This is a genomic window from Piscicoccus intestinalis NBRC 104926, assembly GCF_001515525.1.
GTDB classification, from domain to species: Bacteria; Actinomycetota; Actinomycetes; order Actinomycetales; family Dermatophilaceae; genus Kineosphaera; species Kineosphaera intestinalis.
The window spans coordinates 37,968-59,070 of the sequence record NZ_BCNQ01000006.1; the positions used below are offsets into that span (position 1 = coordinate 37,968).

The following is a 21,103-nucleotide window of genomic DNA, read 5'->3' on the forward strand; positions in this document are numbered from 1 at the left end:
ACGCTGTCGTGGCGACCGCGACATCTGTGACGCACGTCGCACATCACAGCACGGGGGCGAGGAGCACATATGGCCGACGAGACCGACCATTCGAGCAGGATCGGAGCCGGCACGAAGGGCGCGGCGGGCACGGCGGGCACGGCGGAAGGCATCGCCTGATGCCGGCCATCGAGGCCCGCTCGACGTACAAGATCTTCGGGCGGCACGCCGAGCGCGGCGTGCAGCGGCTGCGCGCCGGCGCCTCCCGCGACGACCTGCGCGCCGACGGGCTCACCGCCGCGGTCATCGACGCGTCGTTCGACGTCGAGCCCGGCGAGATCTTCGTCGTCATGGGCCTGTCCGGCTCAGGCAAGTCCACGCTCATCCGCATGGTCAACGGCCTGTGGGAGCCGACCGCCGGCGAGTTGCTCATCGACGGCCGCGACATCGTCTCGCTGTCGGCCAAGGCCCTGCGCCAGGTGCGCCGCGAGAAGGTCAGCATGGTTTTCCAACACTTCGCGTTGTTCCCGCACCGCACGGTCGGACAGAACGCGGCGTACGGCCTGCAGGTGCAGGGCGTCAACCGCGCCGACCGCGAGCGGCGCGCCGAGGAAGCCCTCGCGCTCGTCGGCCTCACGGGCTGGGGCGGCTCGCTGCCGGGCCAGCTCTCCGGCGGCATGCGCCAGCGCGTCGGCCTGGCCCGGGCCCTGGCCGCCGGCACCGACATCCTGCTCATGGACGAGGCGTTCAGCGCCCTCGACCCCCTCATCCGCCGCGAGATGCAGGACCAGCTCGTCGAGCTGCAGCAGCGTCTGGGCAAGACCATCCTGTTCATCACCCACGACCTCAACGAGGCGATGCGCCTCGGCGACCGGATCGCGATGATGCGCGACGGGCGGATCGTGCAGATCGGCAGCGCCGAGCAGATCCTCAACGAGCCGGCCAACGACTACGTCGCCCAGTTCGTCCAGGACGTCGACCGCACCCGCGTGCTCACCGCGGAGTCGATCATGGAGCCGCCCGCCGCGGTCATCGGCTCCGAGCTCGGGCCGCGGGTCGCGCACCGGCTCATGCGCGAGCACCAGGCCGGACGACTGTTCGTCGTGCGCCGCGACCGCACGCTCGCCGGTGCCGTCGACGAGCAGCGCGTCGCGCAGGCCGTGCGCGAGGGCGGCGACACCCTCGACGGGGTCGTCGACGCCGACTGCGTGCGCGTGCCGACCACCACCCCCGTCGCCGACCTCTTCGAGCACGTCGCCGACACCGACGCGGCCATCGCCGTCGTCGACGACGACCAGCGCCTCGTCGGTGTCATCGCCCGCGTCACGCTGCTCACCGCCATGGGTCGGCTGTCACGGACGGGCGCCACCGGCGCCCTGCCGGTGCTGCCGGAGCGCTCCCCCGACGGCCCCGACGGCCCCGACGGCCCTGACGGTCCCGACGGCCCGCCGCCCGGCTCGGCACAGCACACGGACACCGCGCCGCGGACGGGCGCCACGACGATCGAGGCCGACCGGGACCAGGCCCGGGACGACAGTCAGGGGGCCGTCTCATGACGCTGTTGCACGCGCTCACCACGACCGTCACCACCGCCGCCGAACCCGGTCCGCAGGTGCCCAGGATCCCCGTCGGGCAGGTGCTCGCCGACGGCTTCGACTGGATCAACACCAACCTCGAGGGCTTCTTCGACGTCATCAAGGCCATCGTCGACGTGGCGGTGACCGGGCTGACCGACCTGCTGCTCGCGCCCTGGCCGGTGGTGACAATCGTCCTGCTCGCCGCGCTCGCGCTCGTGACGGCAGGCTGGCGGGTCGGCGTCGTGGCGCTCATCGGGCTCCTGCTCATCGACGGCATGGAGCAGTGGGACTTCGCGATGGAGACCCTCGCGCTCGTCCTCGTCGCCAGCCTCGTCGCAGTGCTGCTCGCCGTGCCCATCGGCGTGCTCGCCGCCCGCAGCTCGACGGTCAGCGCGATCGTGCGGCCCGTGCTCGACCTCATGCAGACGATGCCGGCCTTCGTGTGGCTCGTGCCGGTCGTCACGCTGTTCAGCATCGGCCCCGTGCCCGGTGTCGTCGCGACGATCATCTTCGCCCTGCCGCCCGGGGTGCGCCTCACCGAGCTCGGCATCCGCCAGGTCGATCACGAGCTCGTCGAGGCGGGCCAGGCCTTCGGCAGCACACCGAGCCAGATCCTGCGGGGCATCCAGCTGCCGCTGGCGATGCCGACGATCATGGCGGGCATCAACCAGGTCATCATGCTCGCGCTGTCGATGGCCGTCATCGCCGGCCTCGTCGGAGCCGGTGGCCTCGGTGGCCAGGTGACCTCCGCCATCGCGACGCTCAACCTCGCGCTCGGCTTCGAGGCCGGCTTGTCGGTCGTCATCCTCGCCGTCTACCTCGACCGGATCACCTCCGCCCTCGGGCGCCGCGATCCCGGCCGCCCGGGGCGGTCGTGGCGACGGCGCTCCCGGCGGTCCGGCGACCCCGCCGACGGCACCGGCAGCACCGGCAGCACCGGCAGCGCTGACGCCGGCCAGGGCTCCGGAGAGGGCACCCCAGATGTCGTCGACCCCGTCGACGCTCGCGCCGGGATGACAACGTGACGGCGCGTCCGACCGGCTCCGCGCGGACCCGGTCTGTTCGAGGAAAGGACACAGGATGAGTCACCGAACACGACGGCAGGCGCTGGGCATGGGTGCCGCGCTCCTGGCGCTCAGCCTCACCGCGGCCTGCGGTGGCGGCGACGGTGGGTCGGGCACGGACGCCGCAGCCACCGGCGGGTCCGGCGCCGCCGGGGGCGACCGGGAGATCACGATGGGGATCATCCCGAGCTGGACGGACGGCCTGAGCACGGCGTACCTGCTGAAGAACGTGCTCGAGAGCGAGGGCTACACGGTGAAGATCACCGAGTTGTCCGAGGCCGCCCCCTTGTACGCCGGTCTGGCCAACGGCGACATCGACATCTACCCCTCGGCGTGGCCGGAGGTCACCCACAAGGCGTACATGGACCAGTACGGCAAGGACCTCGAGGACCTCGACACGTACTACACGAACGCCAAGCTGACGATGGCGGTGCCGGACTACGTCAACATCCAGTCCATCGACGAGCTGCCCGCGCACGCCAGCGAACTCGGCGGCAAGGTCGTCGGCATCGAACCGGGCGCCGGCCTGACGAAGATCACCAAGGAGAAGGTCTTCCCGGCCTACAACCTCGGTAGCTCGTTCCAGCTCGTCGAGTCGTCGACGACCGCGATGCTCGCCGAGCTGAAATCGGCCATCGACAAGAAGCAGCCGATCGTCGTCACGCTGTGGCGTCCGTATTGGGCGAACAACAGCTTCCCGGTGCGCGACCTGAAAGACCCCAAGGGCGCGCTCGGCTCCGCCGAAGGCCTGCATGTGCTCGCGCACAAGGGCTTCAGCCAAGAGTTCCCGCAGGTCGCCTCGATGCTCGCCAAGTTCAAGCTCGACGACAAGCAGTACGGCACGCTCGAAGACACCGTGGTCAACACGTTCGGCAAGGGCAAGGAGGCCGAGGCCGTGCAGGATTGGCTGGCCAAGAACCCGGACTACGTCAACACGCTCAAGGGCGGCGCGACCAACTCCTCGCCCAGCTCCTCACCCAGCTCCTGACCCAGTTTCTGAGGCGGTAGCGCAGCGGCCGGCCCGGGGAATCGGGAACACTCCCCCGGGCCGGCTCACGCGCCCCAACTGAGCACGGAGAACGCGTACCGGATGTGCTCCTCGACCTCATCGGCGGCGCGTGAGCCCTCGCCTGAGTCGATCGCCGCGAGCACCCGCCGGTGCCCGTCGCGCAGGCGGGACTGCACGCTCTCCCAGTCGGGGTGGGCGTAGAACGAGTCGAGGATCGCCCGGCGCATCGAGCCGCGGATGGCCGAGGTCATGTCCGCGACGAGGCGGTTGCGGCCCGCCTCCGCGATCGCGACGTGAAAAGCGGTGTCGAGTTCGTTGAAGTCGTCCCGGGCGATGTCCGGCGCCTCCATCCGCTCGACGAGATCGAGGAGCCGGGCCCGGTCGTCGTCGCTCGCGTGCCGGGCGGCCAGGCCCGCGCTCCAGCGCTCGAGCATGACGCGCGCTTCGATGACGTCGTCGGCCGGAAAGTTCGCGAGCGCGATGTGCAACCGCAGCATCTGGGTGAGCGCCTCGCTCGGCATCGAGGACAGCACGGTGCCGCTGTCGCGCCCCACCCCGACGCCGGCCCGCACCACACCGAGCGCCTCCAGCGCCCGCATCGCCTCGCGGACCGCCGCGCGGCTCACCCCGAGACGAGCGGCGAGGTCGCGTTCGGGCGGGAGCCGGTCTCCCACCGACAGCGTGCCGTCGGTGATCTGCTCCTCGACCCGATGGATCACCATCTCGTGGGCGCGCGACCGCCCCGCAGGGCGCCCCTGCGGCTGGGACGAGGATGTCGGCATCGAGCCATCATCGCACCGGGTCCGATATGTGGCCTACCGGTTGCGGCCCGAACCGGACCGGCGAACCTCTTGACAGCCATCCGACGGCGCCACTACCGTCATTCGGGTAATGGTCTGACCAATGGGGTGTCAGTCCGAATCGTCGCCCGGAGCTGTGCTGATGATCGCCGCGTATCAACCCGACCTGGCCCCGTTGGGCTCGTTGACCCTCTCGGCCCTCGTGGCCTGCCTGCCGCTGGTGACGATTTTCGTCACGCTCGGCGCCCTGAAGTGGAAGGCGCACTACGCGGGCCTGACGGCCCTGGGTGTGGCGCTGCTCATCGCGATCCTGGCGTACCGGATGCCGGTGGGCTACGCCCTGAACTCCGCCGTGCTCGGTGGCGTGTTCGGTCTGTTCCCGATCATGTGGATCGTCTTCAACGCCATCGTGCTCTACGAGGTCACGGTCGCGAGCGGGCGCTTCGAAGACCTGCGCAAGGTCTTCGACCTCATCTCCGACGACCCCCGGGTGCAGGCCATCGTCATCGCCTTCTGCTTCGGCGGCCTCATGGAGGCCCTCGCCGGCTTCGGCGCGCCGGTCGCCATCACCGGCGTCATGCTCATGGCCGTCGGCTTCTCCGCCCTGCGCGCGGCCACCGTCGTGCTGCTGGCCAACACCGCCCCGGTCGCCTTCGGCGCCATCGGCACCCCGATCCTCACGGCCGGCCGGCTGACCCACATCGACCCCCAGACGATCGGCGCCTACGTCGGCCACCAGACCCCGATCATCGCCTTCTTCGTGCCCCTGTTCATCTGCTTCCTCACCGACGGCAAGCGCGGCGTGCGCCAGGTCTTCCCCGTCGCGGTCGTCACCGGAGCCGTCTTCGGCATCACGCAGTGGATCAGCGCGACGTACATCTCGATGGAGCTGACCGACATCATCTCCTCGCTGTGCGGGCTCGCCGCGATCGTCATCATGCTGCGCTTCTGGCGGCCGCAGGGCCGCGACGAGGCCCGCGCCTCGCTGCAGGAGGCGCACGAGCGCGAGATGCGTGAGCTCGGCGCCACGGACCCCAACGAGGCGGCCGGCACGCACTCGGGTGGCGGCGGCACCGCGACCGCCACGAAGGCCCGTCAGGACACCTCGCCGCTGACCGGCGGCCGGATCTTCATGGCCCTGTTCCCCTACCTGCTCGTCATCGCGGTGTTCTCGATCGCCAAGCTCGTGCCCGCGATCAACGCCGCACTCACCGGCACCGACATCAAGATCCCCTGGCCGGGCTTGAACGGACAGGTCCTCACCGCCGCCGGCACCCCGAACAGCTCGACGGTCTACACGTTCACCTGGCTGTCCAGCCCCGGCACGATCCTGCTCATCTGCGGGCTCATCGTGGCCCTGGCCTACAAGGTCAGCCTCGGCGACTGGTTCAAGGTCTTCACGTTCAACGCTCACAAGATGCGCTTCGCGATCCTCACCGTCGCGACGGTGCTGTCGCTGGCCTACGTCATGAACCTCTCGGGCCAGACGATCACCATCGGCTACTGGATCGCCGGCACCGGCGCCGCGTTCGCCTTCCTCTCCCCCGTGCTCGGGTGGCTGGGCACCGCGGTCACCGGCTCCGACACCTCTGCCAACGCCCTGTTCTCCACGCTGCAGCAGACCGCCGCCCAGCAGATCGGCATCGACGAGACCCTGCTCGTCGCCGCGAACACCTCCGGCGGCGTCGTCGGCAAGATGATCTCCCCGCAGAACCTCACGATCGCCGCCACGGCCGTGGGCCTCCTCGGCTGCGAGTCCGACATCTTCCGCAAGGTCATCTGGTGGAGCCTCGGCCTGCTGGTCGTCATGTGCCTCCTGGTCGGCCTGCAGTCGACCCCGGTGCTGTCCTGGATGCTGCCGTGACGGCCGGACGGGCGACCCCCAACTGCACTAGCGTCGTGCTCGACCCTTGGAACTACGGAGGCAGGCGATGACCACCCGACCCGGCGAGGGCAAGACCGTGGCGTTGTTCGCGACGTGCGCCAGCGACGTGATGTTTCCCGACACCCCCAAGGCCGTGCTGACGCTGCTCGAGCGGCTCGGGTGCACGGTCGTGTTCCCGGAGCGCCAGACCTGCTGCGGCCAGCCGTTCACGAACACCGGCTACTTCGACGAGACCGTGCCGGTCGTGCGCAACTTCGTCGAGACCTTCGGGGAGTACGACTACGTCGTCGGCCCGTCGGGCTCGTGCATCGGTGCCGTGCGCGAGCAGCACGAAATGCTCGCCGAGCACGCCGGCGACGCCGGCCTGGCCCGCGCGGTGTCCCAGGTTGTGCCACACGTCTACGACATCAGCGAGTTCCTCGTCGACGTGCTCGGCGTCACCGACGTCGGGGCGTACTTTCCGCACAAGGTCACCTACCACCCGACCTGTCACTCGCTGCGGGTCGCCCGCGTCGGTGACAAACCGATGCGGCTGCTGGAGGCGGTGCGCGGCATCACCGTGCTGCCGCTGGAGGACGCCGACCGGTGCTGCGGGTTCGGCGGCACGTTCTCGCTGAAGAACCCGGACGTGTCGGTGGCGATGGCCACCGACAAGGCCCGGCACGTGGCCGACACCGGCGCCGAATACCTCGTGACCGGCGACAACCTGTGCCTGCTGAACATCTCCGGTGTGCTGAACCGCGGCCAATCGGGCATCAAGCCGATCCACCTGGCCGAGATCCTGGCCCACACCGAGGGCACGACCTCGGTGGCCACCGGAGCCCAAGGAGCCCAAGCAACCCGAGGAGCCGAAGGAGCGCTGGCATGACCGCCCCGACCCGCCCGGCCGGCAGCCCCGGCCCCGTCCCGCTGCCGACCCCGCGCCGGCTCACCCCCGCGCCGCCGTCCGGCGACCTCATCGACTCCCCGAAGTTCCCGGTCGCGGCCCGCGCCGAGTTGTCGAACCCGGTGCAGCGCGGCAACCTGCACCACGCGATGACGACGATCCGCACCAAGCGGGCGCGGGTCGTCTCCGAGCTCGACAACTGGGAGGAGCTGCGGCTGGCCGGCGAGGCCATCAAGAACCGCACGCTGCGCCACCTCGACAGCTACCTCGAGCAGCTGGAGGAGTCGCTGACCAGGGCGGGCACCATCGTGCACTGGGCGCGCGACGCCGCCGAGGCCAACGAGATCATCGTCGGCCTCGTCACGCAGGCCCTCGGCGACGACTACCGCACCGACGCCAGCGAGGTCGTCAAGGTCAAGTCGATGGCCACGCAGGAGATCGACATGAACGAGGCGCTCGAGGAGGCGGGCGTCGCGGCCTGGGAGACCGACCTCGCCGAGCTCATCGTGCAGCTCGGTCACGACCGGCCCAGCCACATCCTCGTGCCGGCGATCCACCGCAACCGGGCCGAGGTGCGGGAGATCTTCCTGCGCGAGATGGGCCAGTACGGCAAGGCCGCCCCGGCCGACGTCGACGCCGAGCCGAAGAACCTCGCGGCGGCCGCGCGGCTGCATCTGCGCGAGAAGTTCCTGCGCGCCAAGGTCGCCATCAGCGGGGCCAACTTCGCCGTCGCGGAGACGGGCACGCTCGTCGTCGTCGAGTCCGAGGGCAACGGCCGGATGTGCCTGACGCTGCCCGAGACGCTCATCTCCGTGGTCGGCATCGAGAAGGTGCTGCCGACCTTCGACGACCTCGAGGTCTTCCTGCAGCTGCTGCCGCGCTCGAGCACCGCCGAGCGGATGAACCCGTACACCTCGTTGTGGACCGGCCCCCGCGCGGGCGACGGCCCGCAGAACATGCACGTCGTGCTCATCGACAACGGCCGCACCAAGGTGCTGGCCGACGTCAAGGGCCGCGACGCGCTGCGCTGCATCCGCTGCTCGGCGTGTATCAACGTGTGCCCGGTCTACGAGAAGGTCGGTGGCCACGCGTACGGCTCGGTCTATCCCGGGCCGATCGGTTCGATCCTCACCCCGCAGCTGCGCGGCACGACCGAGGGCATGTCGAAGGTCGACCAGAGCCTGCCGTTCGCCTCGAGCCTGTGCGGCGCGTGTTTCGACGTGTGCCCGGTGCGCATCCCCATCCCCGACCTGCTCGTCCACATGCGCAACAAGGTCGTGGAGAGCAAGAAGGCCAACACCAAGCACCCGTCGCTGCACACCGAGCCGGCGATGATGAAGTCGGCCGCCTGGATGATGTCCGACGGTCGGCGCTGGGCCGCGGCCACGAAGGCCGCCGGGATCGGCGGCAAGGTCCTCGGCCGGGCCGACCACATCGGCCCGATGCCCTACCCGCTGAGCAAGTGGACGAACAGCCGGGACGTGCCGGTGCCGCCGAAGGAGTCGTTCCGGTCCTGGTACAAGCGCGAGCGCGGAGGCAAGTGATGAGCGCCAAGCAGGAGATCCTGGAGCGCATCCGCTCCGCCACCGGCGACGTCGACCGCACCGTCGCGGCGTCCGAGGACACCCCGGTCGCGTGGGAGTACCACCGGCCCACGGTCTCCGGCGACGTGCTCGACCTGTTCGTCGAGCGCGTCGTCGACTACAAGGCGACGGTCGTGCGGTGCCCGGCGGGCGAGGTCGGCGAGCGGATCGTCGACGCCCTACGCCAGACCGGAGCCCGCTCGGTCGTGCTCCCGGCCGAGCTCGACGCCGGATGGCGGGCGGCGATCGAAGGCACCGACGTGACGATCCGCTCCGACGAACCGCCGCTGACGCAGGTCGAGCTCGACGGCACCGACGCGGTCGTCACGGCCGCCGCGGTCGGGGCCGCCGTCTCCGGCACGATCATGCTCGACCACGCGGGCGATCAGGGCCGGCGTGCCCTGTCGCTGGTGCCCGACGTGCACGTCTGCGTCGTGCGGGCCGATCAGGTCGTCTCCGACGTGCCGGAGGCGGTCGGCCGGCTGCGCGGCGCGGTGCAGGACCGCCGTCCGATCACCTGGATCAGCGGGCCGAGCGCCACGAGCGACATCGAACTCTCCCGCGTCGAGGGCGTGCACGGGCCGCGGACGCTGTGGGTGATCCTCGCGACCGACTGACGGCCTCGCCGCCTCTGGGCGTCTCTGAGGTCTCTGAGTGAATTCTCAGGCACGGCTCGGGGCGGGCGCCTAGGGTCGCGGCCATGCGCGCCTTCCCCGCTTCCGCCCGGCTCCCCCGAATCCTGCTGTGCGCCCTGGCGGCCGGAGCCGTCGCCGGGTGTTCCGGCGCCGGCGCCCCCGAGGGCGGCGGGCAGGCGCAGGCGGGCGGGTCGAATGGCACGGGCGGCACGGGCGCCGCGGCCGCGACCCCGGCGCAGTCGCTGGACCCCGCTGACCCCTTCACGATCGAGCAGGTCGCGCAGTTCGACGAGCCGTGGGCGATGGCGTTCCTGCCCGACGGGAAGGCTCTGGTGACCCAGCGCGGCGGCGACCTCATGCTCGCCGACCCCAGCGGGGGCGCCGACGCCGTGCGCGTCGAGGGCACCACGCAGGTCGCGCACGCCGGGCAGGGCGGCCTCGGCGACGTCGTGCTCGGGCCGAACTTCGCACAGGACAACCAGGTGTACCTCAGCTGGGCCGAGACCGGCTCCGGCGGGTCGGGCGCCGCGGTCGGCCGCGCCACCCTGCACACCGACGGCACGCCCCGGCTCGAGGGCCTGCAGGTCATCTGGCGCCAGGAGCCGAAGGTCGACGGCACCGGCCACTTCTCGCACCGGATGGCATTCAGCCCCGACGGCCGCTACCTGTTCGTCTCCTCCGGCGACCGGCAGAAGATGCAGCCCGCCCAGGACCTGTCGAACACCCTCGGCACGATCGTGCGGCTGAACCCGGACGGCACGCCCGCGCAGGGCAACCCGTTCGCCGACCGCGGCGGGGTGGCCGCGCAGATCTGGTCGTACGGGCACCGCAACCCACTGGGGTTGGCCTTCGACGCGGCGGGCAACCTGTGGTCTTCGGAGATGGGGCCGCAGGGCGGCGACGAGGTGAACCTCATCGTCGAGGGCGCGAACTACGGCTGGCCCAACGCCTCGAACGGCTCGCACTACGGCGGCGCCGACATTCCCGACCACACCGCCTCAGACGGGTACGAGGCGCCGAAGGTCTCGTGGAACCCCTCGGTCTCCCCCGGCAGCCTGATGATCTACAGCGGCGACCTGTTCGCCCCGTGGCAGGGCGACGCGTTCATCGGGGCCCTCTCCGGCGAGGCACTGCTGCGCGTCGACCTCGACGGAACGAACGCGACCGAGGCGAACCGCTGGGATCTGGGCAGCCGCATCCGCGACGTGGTCCAGGGGCCGGACGGGGCGCTGTGGCTCCTCACCGACGGCACTGACGGCGAGCTGTGGCGGCTGACTCCGAAGGGCTGATCATCGCCGAAACCCCATTCCGGTTCGATAGTCGAATTGTCGACACGACATGCTCAATTGCACAGACTCCTAGATCAATCGGTCTGTGACGAACGCTCCAGAACGGGCACATTCTGTGGGTAGCCTGTGCCTCCGGATAGGTATTCTGACGGAGCCGATCTTCTTTTTTGATGGCAGTTCGTCGGCGTTGTCAGGCGTTGTAAGCAGTAGGCGACGGAGCGTGCGGTGACGCTGATCGAGGCAGACGGCGACGGGGCCGCGCGGCAGGGCGATCCAGGCCGCCGCGATCCCCGCTGGTGGGGTGCCGACACCTTCACCACGGAGGAGTCCCGGCTGCGCCGGTTGCAGTTCGCCGGGTTGGCCCTGCCCGTGCTGTTCGTCGTGCTGCTGCAGGTGATGCGGCCGGTGCTCGTCCAGGACGTCTGGCCCCAGCACGGCCGGCTCGCCGTCAGCCTGCTCACCCACGCCGGGGTGCTGGCCTTCGGGCTGGGCATGTACCTCTTGGTCAGCCGGGGCTATCGATTGGCACTGCGTCGCAATCGCGAATTGTCGGCGATCAGCGATGTGCTGCTGGCGATCTCGCGCGACGACGACCGGTCCGCCACCTCCGCGCGCATCCTCGCGCACACCCGGCACCTGCTCGCAGCCGAGGAGGCCGGCGACGGCCCGGTACCGCCCGCACGCGGTGGGCGACACCGGCTCCTCCTCTCGACCGTCACCGGAGCCGACGCCCCGCTGCCGCGCCTGTGGGCGACCCGCCGGGGCCGCGCGTTCGAGGAGGCCGACCAGCGCACGATCGACACCCTCGCCCAATTGGGCCGGTTGGCCCAGGACCACGCCCGGATGGCCGCCTCCCAGCGGGAGGCCGCGGTGCTCACCGAGCGGGTGCGCATCGCCCGCGAGATGCACGACAGCCTCGCCCAGGTGCTCTCGGTCACCCACATGCGGCTGTGGGCCCTGAGTTCGCGCCCCGAGGTGTCGGCAGGCACCCAGCACGAGCTGCGCGAACTCGCGGGGATCTGCCACGAGGCCCACACCGACGTGCGCGAATCGATCTTCGGCCTGCGGGAGACGGCCCGCACCGACCGCTCGCTCCTCGAGGGCCTGGACCGGTGCGTCGAGGCCTTCGAGCGCCAGGCCCGGATCGAAGCCCGGCTCGTCGTCGAGGACGGCGCCCGCCTCGAGCTGCCCGGCACGAGCCGAGCCCACGTGCTGCGGCTCGTGCAGGAGGCGCTGACCAACGTGCGCAAGCACGCCGGGGCCGAGACCGCGACCGTGCGGGTCGCCCGGGACGGCGACGCCACCGTGCTCACGGTCGAGGACGACGGCTGCGGCTTCGACCCCCGCGCCACGGCGGACGCCGGGCGCTTCGGGCTGCACACGATGCGCGAACGGGCCGAGGCGGCCGCCGGGCATCTCACCGTCGATTCCCGACCCGGCCGGGGCACCCGGATCGTCGTACGCCTGCCCGCCCCGCGCCCCACCGCGGCCCCGATGCGCACCGCCACCCGAGGCCCCTCCCCGACACCGTCCCTGGCCCAACGCGCCGGCGAGGGCCTGACCGCGTGAGGACACCTCGGATGCCACCCGAATTGACTCGGTATCGTCAGTTCCAATTGCGGCAGTCACCCCCGGCCGCCTCCACGGAAGGATCCCCTCGATGAGCGAGCAGGCCACGCTGACCGCCGCCCCGATCCGCGTGCTGGTCGTCGACGACCAGCCCCTGTTCCGGATGGCGATCTCCTCGCTCATCAACGACGAGCCGGACCTCGAGGTCGTCGCGCAGGCCGAGAACGGTCTCCTGGCGGTCGAGCGGGCCCGCGAGGCCGAGCCCGATGTCGTGCTCATGGACGTCGAGATGCCGGTCATGGACGGCATCGAGGCCGCCGGGCTCATGCAGGAGCACGTGCCGTGCGCCAAGGTGCTCATGCTCAGTGTCGTCGAGGACGACGAGCGCCTCGTCGAGGCGGTGCGCCGCGGCGTGCACGGGTACCTGCTCAAAGACCTGCGCCCCGACCAGCTCTTCGAGATGATCCGGGCCGCGATGCGCGACGAGAGCCCGGTCTCCCCCGCCCTCGTCGGGAGGCTGTTCGCCCAGTTGCGCGGCGGCACCCGCTCCCCCGCACCGGCTCCCGTCATCGAGCCGCGGGCCGCGCTCAGCGAACGGGAGCTGGAGATCCTGCGCCTCGTCGCCGACGGCCTGACCAACCGGCAGATCGGCCGGCAGCTGCACATCACCGAAGGCACCGTGAAGAACCACGTGCACAACGCGCTGCACAAGCTGCACATGGAGAATCGCATCCAGGCCGCCGCGTACGTCGTGCGGCACGGCCTGGGCCTGCCTCCGCAGTTCGACTGACCGCCGCGGGGCTCCTGCCCGGCTCGTTCGTCTCCCGTCACCGCCTGCCGCCGAGCAGCCAGGGCTCTCGTGAGAAGCGCTGGTCAGAGCCGTTGCCCTATGCCGGGACCCACGGCAGATGTACCCGGTCTCTACCCCCCGGCGGATAGTGCGCGGACCCCATTCGCAGGATGCTGACCATCGTCGGGTGCACTCGTGCCCGGCGTCAGGTCGAAGCAAAGGTCGGATGGTGATGAACAGAGCACGCATAGCCTCCGCCTTCAAGGGGCTGTTGACCCCCAAGAATGCGTTCTACGCGCTGGCCATCTTCGTGTTCGGCTCGCTCCTGGGTGTCGGGCTCTTCACCTTCGGTTACGCCCGAGGGGCGTCCTATCTGACGGGCGATCCCGCGGCGTGCGTCAACTGTCACGTGATGCGCGATCAGTGGAACGGGTGGCTCGCCTCGAGCCACGGCAAGGTCGCCACGTGCAGTGACTGTCACTCACCGCACAACTTCGTCGGAAAGTACGCCAACAAGGCCACCAACGGCTTCTTCCACGGTCTGGCCATGACGACCGGCAACCACCCGGACAACATCCGGATCAAGCCGTACAACCTGCGGGTCACGGAGCAGGCCTGCTTGTACTGCCACGCGGACATCACGCAGTCCGTGCGCTCCAGCCGGGCGCACGCGAACACCCAGTCGTGCGTGTCCTGTCACCGAGACGTCGGGCATCTGTAGGTGAGTGAGGATCATGAACGCAACGAATACCGAGTCCTCGCAGTCTTCGGACTCACCCCGTAAAGGCCGGCCGAAAGCGGCGCGCCGGCGGCTGTTCCTGCTCGGTGCCGTCGTCGTGGTCGCGCTGATCACGATGGGCATGACGGCGCTGCTCGTCAACATCCTCGAGCGGCAGCAGGAGGCCCGCGACGTCGCCTTCCAGTCCACGCCGCTCGACGAGAACAGCTACGACCCGGCGGTCTGGGGCCAGAACTACCCCGAGCACTACGCGATGTGGCAGGCCACCACCGAGATGGTGCCCACCGAGCACGGCGGTTCTCGCCCGGTGCAGGTGACGATGGCCAACGGTCAGACCCGCACCGCCACCGAGAGCCGCATCGAGAAGGACCCGCGGCTGGTGACGATGTGGATCGGGTACCCGTTCTCGGTCGACTACCGCGAGGCCCGCGGCCACGCCTACATGCTCGAGGACCAGCGGCTGACCCGCCGCGTCACCGAGTTCAAGCAGCCCGGTACGTGCCTGAACTGCCACGCATCGACCGTGAAGATCATGCGAGAGCTCGGCAACGGCGACATGAACGCTGGCTTCGCGGCCATGAACAAGATGCCGTACGACGAGGCCACCAAGCTCGCCGAGCACCCCGTGGCCTGCATCGACTGCCACGATCCGAAGACCAACCAGCTGCGCGTCACGCGGCCGGCCTTCCAGAACGGCATGCAGCGGCTCAAGCAGCACGAGGGCGTCAGCAACTACGACGTCAACAAGGACGCGAGCCCGCAGGAGATGCGTACCTTCGTCTGCGCCCAGTGCCACGTGGAGTACTACTTCAAGGGCGACACCAAGGAACTGACGTTCCCGTGGGGCCAGGGCCTGAAGGTCGAGAACATCATGGCCGACTCCACCGACCACGTCGACTGGGTCTACCCGACCACCGGCACCAAGATGCTCAAGGCCCAGCACCCGGAGTTCGACCTGAGCCAGCAGGGTGTGCACGCGAGCGCCGGCGTCAGCTGCGCCGACTGCCACATGCCGTACAAGCGTGAGGGCGCCGTCAAGCTCACCGACCACCACATCCGCAGCCCGCTGCTCATGGTCAACAACTCCTGCCAGACGTGCCACAGCGCGTCCGAGGAGGAGATGAAGGGCCGGGTCAAGACGATCCAGGACCGCTTCATCCACACCCGCGACGTGTCGATGGACTCGCTCATGGACCTCATCGCCGACCTCGAGGCCGCGCAGACCAACGGCACGCCGCCCGAGCGGATCGCCATCGCCCGCAGCTACCACCGCAAGGCGAGCTTCCTCAACGACTACCTCTACTCGGAGAACAGCTACGGCTTCCACGCCCCCGGCGAGAGCAACCGCATCTTCGCGGACGCGATCGACGCCGCGCGCAAGGGCCAGATGGCCCTGCAGGGCAAGGTCACCGAGCCCGCCGAGCAGAACGGTCCGGACCAGAGCGGTGCCGCCCCGAGCCCCAAGGCCAACGCCCCGGGCGCGACGCAGCAGCCGACTCAGCCGGCGACCCAGTCGCCCAACACGTCGGCCACGACGGCTTCGGCCCCGCCGAGCCCGGCGGCCACGCCGTGACCGAGTCGACGAGCTGATCGGTAGCTCGCACGACAGATAGCCCGCACGACACGGTGCCGGGGGTGGGGATCCCGCCCCCGGCACCGTCGTGTCTGGGCGCACCGGCAGCGGATGGGGGCACAGTCGGCGGCTATACCCGGCCTATACCCATCCGGTGCGAATGGCCTGGTCGCCATGACCACGGCCGATCCCGGATCTATCCCGGACGTGCCTGACGACAGATGGTCGCGGCGCCGCCGCGGAGAGAGTGTGGAGGCCGATTCCTGCAGCGGTCACAGGGCCGAGCACGAACGCACGACCAGAGCACTCGAACGACGGCTCGACCGACAAGACACCGACGACATACGAAACGCACGACTTCGGCGCATACCAATCCCCCGACACCGAACGGCAGGACGAAACCAATGGCGCAGCGGACCCCAGCGGCGGACGGAGCCCCCGACCCGGCGGACGGCCCCTCGGCGCGCCCGCCCGCGGACCTCGATGAGCGGCTGCGCACCTGGATGGGCGTCGACGAGACGGTCGGCGCGGCCGACCTCGACCGGCTCCACCGCGAACTGAACCGCTACCTCGACCAGGCCCCCTCCCCCCTGCACGAGTGGGCCCGCCGGCAGTCGCGCACCGCCGACGCCGCCCACGCCGTGCTCACCGGGCAGGCCGCGGGCGACCAGGCCGACGGCCTGCGTGACCTCGCCGATCTCGACGAGGACGTCGAGGCCAGGCCCACGGTCTACGGGCGCACCGCGCAGCGCAACGCCGCCAAGGAGAAGGGGCGCACGCCGATCACCGCGCTGGCCCTCGTCGTCATCGTGCTCGGGGTGATCTTCGGGGTGTACCAGCTCGGAGACCGTTCCGGCGCCGAGCAGCCGGCGCAGGAGACGAGCCTGGCCAATGCCGCCAGCGGCATGCCGGAGGGCATGGGCATGGGCCCGACGCCGGTGCCCGTCGACCCGGCCAAGGTCGACACCCTCTCCCAGCGGGTGCAGGCCAACCCGAAGGACGTCGACGCGATGCGGGACCTGTCGAACATGTACGTGCAGGCCGCCGACTACGCCAACGCCGCCACCTGGCAGGCCCGCGTGCTCGAGGTCACCCCGAAGGACACCGACGCCCGGCTCGCGCTCGGCGCGTCGAAGTTCAACCAGGGCGACACCGCCTCCGCCGAGAAGGAGTGGCGCGAGGTGCTGCGCATCGACCCGAAGTCGGCCGAGGCGCACTACGACCTGGGCTTCCTCTACCTCAGCAAGAACCCGCCGGACGCCAAGAGCGCCGCGGCCGAGTGGACCAAGGTCAGTGAGCTGGCTCCGGACTCGCAGATCGCGAAGACCGCCCAGGCGCACCTCGCGCGGATCCAGCAGATGAGCACGGCATCACCCTCGGCACCCGCCGCACCGGCTCCGAGTTCCGGCTCCACGGGGGCGGCGGAGTAGCCATGGCCGACTCGACGTTGCTCGCGCTGCCGCTGGTGGTGCTCGCCGGGGTGATCTCGTTCGCCTCGCCGTGCTTCCTGCCGGTGGTGCCGGTCTTCGTCAGTTACCTGCTCGGCGGCCGCGCCCAGGCCGACGTCGACGGCGGGCTCGATGCGGCGAGCCGGCGGGCCCTGCGCCGCGCGGCCGCCACCCAGGCCGTCGTGTTCGTGCTCGGGTTCACCGCCGTCTTCGTCGCGGTGTGGGCCTCGGTCGGGGTGCTCGGCCACGTGCTCAGCCCGTACCGCTCCGCTCTGCGCATCGTCGGCGGCGCGATCATCATCGTGCTCGGCCTGCACGTCGCCGGTCTCATCGAGCTGCCGTTCCTGCGCCGCCAGGTGCGGGTGCCGATGCAGACGGTGCTCGTCGCCAGCGGTGATCTGCAAGGGTCCGCCTCCGGCCCGCACGCGCCGGCCGGAGGCGGGCTGGCCACCGCCGCGCGCCCGCGGCCGGCCGTCGTCGACCCGGGGTCGCTGCGCCCGAGCTATCGGCGCTCGGCTCTCATGGGCCTGGCGTTCGGGGCGGGCTGGACACCGTGCATCGGCCCGACGCTGGGCGCCGTCATCGGGTTGGCCTCCAGCGGCGAGAGCGTCGCCCCGGGCATCGTTCTGCTGCTGGCCTACTGCCTCGGGCTGGGCATCCCGTTCGTGCTCGTCGCGCTCGGTGTCGACGCCGTGCAGCAGCGGATGCGCGCCCTGGCCCGCCACGAGGCCACGATCTCGCTCGTCAGCGGCGCGCTCATGGTGCTGCTGGGGTTCGCGATCGTCACCGACCTGTTCGGCCGGTTCACCGGCCTCCTGCCCGCGTACGGACTGTGAGGACATCATGACCAGATCTGTCGACATCGTCCGGCCGGTGCAGGGCCCGCAGGTCTACCTCCGCCAGGGCGAGGAGCCCCGGCAGGACGGCGGCTCCGGCGGCTCAGGCGGCGATCGCACCGGGTTCGGCGGCGGAGGCGGCGGTAACCACGGGCGCGGTCGCGGCGGACGTGGCGGACGCAGCGGACGCAGCGGGGCCCGGCGCGCGTTCGCCCCGAAGAACCTGTCCCGCCGGATCTACGCGTTCTTCTACAGCAAGCACGTGGCGATCATCCTCATCCTGTTCATGGCGTTCCTGACGCTCATGGGCACGCTGCTCGAGCAGTCTCCGGACGGGGTGCGCGGCGACTCCGACGCCTACCGCTCGTGGCTCGACACGGTGCGGCCGCGCTACGGCGGCTGGACCGACATCCTCTACACGATCGGCTTCTTCCACATCTTCGCGTCGCCGGCGTTCAAGGTCACGACGATCATGCTGACGCTGAGCATCATCGCGTGCACGACGCACCGCACGCCGTCGCTGTGGCAGCGGTCCAAGCGCCCGCACGTGCACCCCAGCGACGCGTTCTTCGCTCGCGCCGGCCTGCGCGCCGAGATCGTCATGCCGGGCACCCCCGACCAGGCGCTGCAGCGCGTGCAGGGCATGCTGAGCTCCCACCGGTACCGGGTGGTCGACGACCCGAAAGACCCGAACGGCTCGTGCTACGCCGACCGCTTCCACCTGGCCCCGTTCGCCACCCTCATCGCCCACACGGCCTTCGTCATCATCCTCGTCGGCGTGCTCGTGACCTCGACGTTCGGCTTCCGCCTCAACGAGTTTCCGGTGACCGTGGGCAGCACCGCCGACGTCGGGCAGGGCACCGACCTGGCGATCGAGGTGCACGGGTTCAGCGACTCGTACCACCCGAACGGCCAGCCGATGGACTTCGTCTCCGACCTCGTGCTGTACGACAACGGCCAGCAGGTGGCGCGCCAGGACGTGCGGGTCAACCAGCCGATGCGCTACGACGGCGTCGTCATCTACCAGTCGTACTTCGGCATCGCCGCGATGCTGCGGATCACCGACCCCGCCTCCGGTCAGGTGCTCTTCGACGGTGGCGTGCCGCTGCAGTACCAGACCGACGACGAGAAGCACGTGTTCGGCTCGGTCACCCTGCCGAAGTACGGGCTGAAGTACTGGGTCATCAGCGGGGCCTCCGGGCGCACCGACGCGCTCGTCGCGCCCGGCCAGGCGCAGGTCGACGCGGTGCGCATCGGACAGACCGAGCGCACCGACTCCGGGGTGCTCGACCAGGGCGCCTCCGGCCAGATCGCCGGGCTCAACGTCACCTTCGAGCGCGAGCGCCAGTTCACCGGCCTGTCGGTGGCCCGCGACCACGGCGCGCTCATCGTGTGGATCGGCTCGGGCCTGATGATGCTCGGCTTCATGCTGACGTTCCTCATCCGGCAGCGGCGGCTGTGGGTGCGGGTGCGCCCCGTCGAGGGCACCGACGCCCACGGACGCGTGCGTTCCCGCGTCGTCATCGCGTCCACCGACCGCACCGACCTCGGCTACGAGCACCGGTTCCGGCGCATGATCGGCGACTTCGTGCGCCGAGCCGTCAAGGCCGACCGGTCCGGCACGGCAGCCGGCACCTCCACCGTCCCGGCCGCGACCGGCTCCCGGCACACCTGAGCAGTAGGCAGCACCAGAAAGAAGGTCAGCGATGTTCGATATCTCGCAGTACGCGCTGCTGGCGAGCACGGCGCTCGTCGTCCTCGCGCTGTTCGCGCACATCGCGGTCGCCGTCAAGCACCGGCGGGACGCCCACGACGAGTCGCCCGAGCGAGCCCCCGCGATGGTCGGCGCCGCGAGCAGCGAGGCCGGCGCCTGGGAGGACGCCGGCTACTCCATCGACGGCATCGTCGTGCGCGACCTCAACCACGGCGCGGGGTCGTCCGAGCACGCCCGCGGACTGGTCTGGTACGCCGACAACGTCACCCGGCTGGCCGCGTTCTTCCTCGCCGTCAACCTCGTGAGCCGCGCGATCACCACCGGGCACGGCCCGTGGGCCAACCAGCACGAGTTCGCCGTCGCGTTCAGCTTCGGCATGCTGTTCGCGTACACGCTGTTCGTGTGGCGCTACAAGGTGCGCATGCTCGGCCTGTTCGTGCTGCCGGTCATCCTCGCGATGCTCATCTACGCGCTGACCGTCGACTCCACCGTGCGCCCGCTGGTGCCGGCTCTGCACAACAACACGATGCTGGCCATTCACGTGGCGTGCGCGATGCTCGCCTACGGAGCCGGTGTCGTCGCCTTCGGCGCCGCGGCGCTGTACCTCGTCCACCCGCACGTGCGCTGGAAGGGGATGCCGGACCGCGAGCTGCTCGACGAGATCGGCTACCGCGCCGCCATCCTCACCTACCCGCTACTGACGATCATGATCATCCTCGGCGCGGTGTGGGCCGACGTCGCGTGGGGCCGGTACTGGAGCTGGGACCCCAAGGAGACCGCGGCCCTCGTGACGTGGCTCATCTACGGCGCCTACCTGCACGCCCGCATCTCCCGCGACTGGCGCGGCGACCGGGCCGCCTGGCTGCTCATCCTCGGCTTCGCCGCGATCCTGTTCACGTTCTTCGGCAACCTGTTCCTCGGCGGATTGCACTCCTACGCCTGATCCCACCCGGCCCTGCCTGACCCACAAGGAGCAACATGGCACGCCAGAGCCTGCAGAACCGTCCCGACGTGCGCGACGAGAACGAGCCGCGGGACTGGCGCGAGCGGATCCGCACGAGCCGGCTCGGCACGATGGGCGTGCTCACGCTGACGGCCGCGCTCGTCGTGCTCGGCGCGTACTTCCTGCGCCCCGACGCGCCGATCGCCGCCAAGGCCGGCAACGAGGGGTCGGTGGAGGCGGTCGAGCTCACCGCGGCGGCGTCGGGCCCGGCTCCCGAGATCGGGCAGGCCGCGCCGGGGTTCACCGGCGTCTCGATCGACGGCAAGCCGGTGTCGCTGGACCAGCTCAAGGGCCGCCCGGTGTGGCTGACGTTCGGCGCGTCGTGGTGCTCGGCATGCCGCGTCGAGGCGCCGGACATCCAGGCCGCGCACGCCGAGGGCGAGCCGAAAGACCTGGCAATCGTCGCGTTCTACCTCTCCGAGGAGGCGATGACCGTCAAGACGTTCGCGCAGCGGCTCGGCCTCACCTTCGACCAGGTGCCCGACCCGCAGACCCAGGTCGCCTCGAGCTACCGCGTCATGGGCATCCCGGCGCATTTCTTCATCGACCGCGACGGGGTGCTGCGTTCGACGCACGTCGGCATCCTCAGCGAGGAGAAGATCGCCACCGCCTTGAAAGAGATCGGCTGAGGCGAGCCCCTTGGCGGTGCGGCCGGCTCGCGCTGGACACGCCTGACTCGACGGGACACCTGCGATCGCGGGTGTCCCGTCGAGTTCGAGGTGTC

18 protein-coding genes are annotated in these 21,103 nt (G+C 70.5%); 17 read left to right on the forward strand and 1 reads right to left on the reverse strand.

Going from position 1 to position 21,103, the window contains the following annotated elements:
• The first annotated feature begins 158 nt into the window (after positions 1–158).
• From PINTE_RS02425 to PINTE_RS02435, 3 genes are read left to right on the forward strand one after another with little or no spacing between them, the layout of a single operon-like run.
• On the forward strand, positions 159–1,535 hold the full coding sequence (locus tag PINTE_RS02425) for a quaternary amine ABC transporter ATP-binding protein (RefSeq protein WP_084343136.1): 1,377 nt from the start codon (positions 159–161) through the stop codon (positions 1,533–1,535).
• Complete coding sequence (locus PINTE_RS02430; protein ID WP_084343137.1) at positions 1,532–2,581, forward strand: ABC transporter permease; 1,050 nt, start codon at positions 1,532–1,534, stop codon at positions 2,579–2,581. Before PINTE_RS02425 ends, PINTE_RS02430 begins: the two co-directional genes overlap by 4 nt.
• 55 nt (positions 2,582–2,636) lie before the next feature.
• The gene (locus PINTE_RS02435; protein WP_068425734.1) at positions 2,637–3,608 is read left to right on the forward strand and encodes a glycine betaine ABC transporter substrate-binding protein; all 972 of its coding nucleotides are present in this window, start codon (positions 2,637–2,639) and stop codon (positions 3,606–3,608) included.
• A 65-nt stretch (positions 3,609–3,673) separates the two neighbouring features.
• Here PINTE_RS02435 and PINTE_RS02440 read toward each other — a convergent pair whose 3' ends face one another.
• The gene (locus PINTE_RS02440; protein ID WP_068425737.1) at positions 3,674–4,411 is read right to left on the reverse strand and encodes a FadR/GntR family transcriptional regulator; all 738 of its coding nucleotides are present in this window, start codon (positions 4,409–4,411) and stop codon (positions 3,674–3,676) included.
• A 160-nt stretch (positions 4,412–4,571) separates the two neighbouring features.
• Here PINTE_RS02440 and PINTE_RS02445 point away from each other — a divergent pair, with 160 nt between their 5' ends.
• The 14 genes from PINTE_RS02445 (at position 4,572) to PINTE_RS02510 (ending at position 21,008) form a co-directional block, all read left to right on the forward strand.
• Complete coding sequence (locus PINTE_RS02445) at positions 4,572–6,293, forward strand: L-lactate permease (RefSeq protein ID WP_068425797.1); 1,722 nt, start codon at positions 4,572–4,574, stop codon at positions 6,291–6,293.
• A gap of 67 nt (positions 6,294–6,360) precedes the next feature.
• A complete protein-coding gene (locus PINTE_RS02450) occupies positions 6,361–7,182 on the forward strand; it encodes a (Fe-S)-binding protein (RefSeq protein WP_084343138.1) in 822 nt (273 codons plus the stop codon).
• A complete protein-coding gene (locus PINTE_RS02455; RefSeq protein WP_084343139.1) occupies positions 7,179–8,744 on the forward strand; it encodes a LutB/LldF family L-lactate oxidation iron-sulfur protein in 1,566 nt (521 codons plus the stop codon). The genes PINTE_RS02450 and PINTE_RS02455 overlap by 4 nt, the downstream gene beginning before the upstream one ends.
• The gene (locus tag PINTE_RS02460; RefSeq protein ID WP_068425739.1) at positions 8,744–9,400 is read left to right on the forward strand and encodes a LutC/YkgG family protein; all 657 of its coding nucleotides are present in this window, start codon (positions 8,744–8,746) and stop codon (positions 9,398–9,400) included. The genes PINTE_RS02455 and PINTE_RS02460 overlap by 1 nt, the downstream gene beginning before the upstream one ends.
• An 83-nt stretch (positions 9,401–9,483) precedes the next feature.
• Positions 9,484–10,707, forward strand: coding sequence for a PQQ-dependent sugar dehydrogenase (locus tag PINTE_RS02465; RefSeq protein ID WP_068425742.1), 1,224 nt, complete (start codon positions 9,484–9,486; stop codon positions 10,705–10,707).
• Between the two features lie 225 nt (positions 10,708–10,932).
• A complete protein-coding gene (locus PINTE_RS02470) occupies positions 10,933–12,276 on the forward strand; it encodes a sensor histidine kinase (protein ID WP_068425745.1) in 1,344 nt (447 codons plus the stop codon).
• Between the two features lie 91 nt (positions 12,277–12,367).
• A complete protein-coding gene (locus PINTE_RS02475) occupies positions 12,368–13,066 on the forward strand; it encodes a response regulator (protein WP_068425748.1) in 699 nt (232 codons plus the stop codon).
• 232 nt (positions 13,067–13,298) lie between these two features.
• Positions 13,299–13,787 (forward strand): cytochrome c nitrite reductase small subunit, encoded by a 489-nt coding sequence (nrfH, locus tag PINTE_RS02480; RefSeq protein ID WP_068425804.1) that lies wholly within the window; start codon positions 13,299–13,301, stop codon positions 13,785–13,787.
• A 13-nt stretch (positions 13,788–13,800) separates the two neighbouring features.
• Complete coding sequence (locus PINTE_RS02485) at positions 13,801–15,378, forward strand: ammonia-forming cytochrome c nitrite reductase subunit c552 (RefSeq protein WP_157087040.1); 1,578 nt, start codon at positions 13,801–13,803, stop codon at positions 15,376–15,378.
• Positions 15,379–15,782: 404 nt separating this feature from the next.
• On the forward strand, positions 15,783–16,808 hold the full coding sequence (locus PINTE_RS02490; protein WP_068425751.1) for a tetratricopeptide repeat protein: 1,026 nt from the start codon (positions 15,783–15,785) through the stop codon (positions 16,806–16,808).
• 2 nt (positions 16,809–16,810) lie between these two features.
• Positions 16,811–17,662 (forward strand): cytochrome c biogenesis CcdA family protein, encoded by an 852-nt coding sequence (locus PINTE_RS02495; RefSeq protein ID WP_068425755.1) that lies wholly within the window; start codon positions 16,811–16,813, stop codon positions 17,660–17,662.
• Between the two features lie 7 nt (positions 17,663–17,669).
• Positions 17,670–19,337: a cytochrome c biogenesis ResB family protein gene (locus PINTE_RS02500; protein WP_068425759.1), complete on the forward strand. Its 1,668-nt coding sequence runs from the start codon at positions 17,670–17,672 to the stop codon at positions 19,335–19,337.
• A 31-nt stretch (positions 19,338–19,368) separates the two neighbouring features.
• Positions 19,369–20,319 (forward strand): c-type cytochrome biogenesis protein CcsB, encoded by a 951-nt coding sequence (gene ccsB, locus PINTE_RS02505; protein ID WP_068425761.1) that lies wholly within the window; start codon positions 19,369–19,371, stop codon positions 20,317–20,319.
• A gap of 35 nt (positions 20,320–20,354) precedes the next feature.
• Positions 20,355–21,008, forward strand: a complete 654-nt coding sequence (locus PINTE_RS02510; protein ID WP_068425764.1) for a TlpA family protein disulfide reductase — start codon at positions 20,355–20,357, stop codon at positions 21,006–21,008.
• The last annotated feature ends 95 nt before the right edge of the window (positions 21,009–21,103 follow it).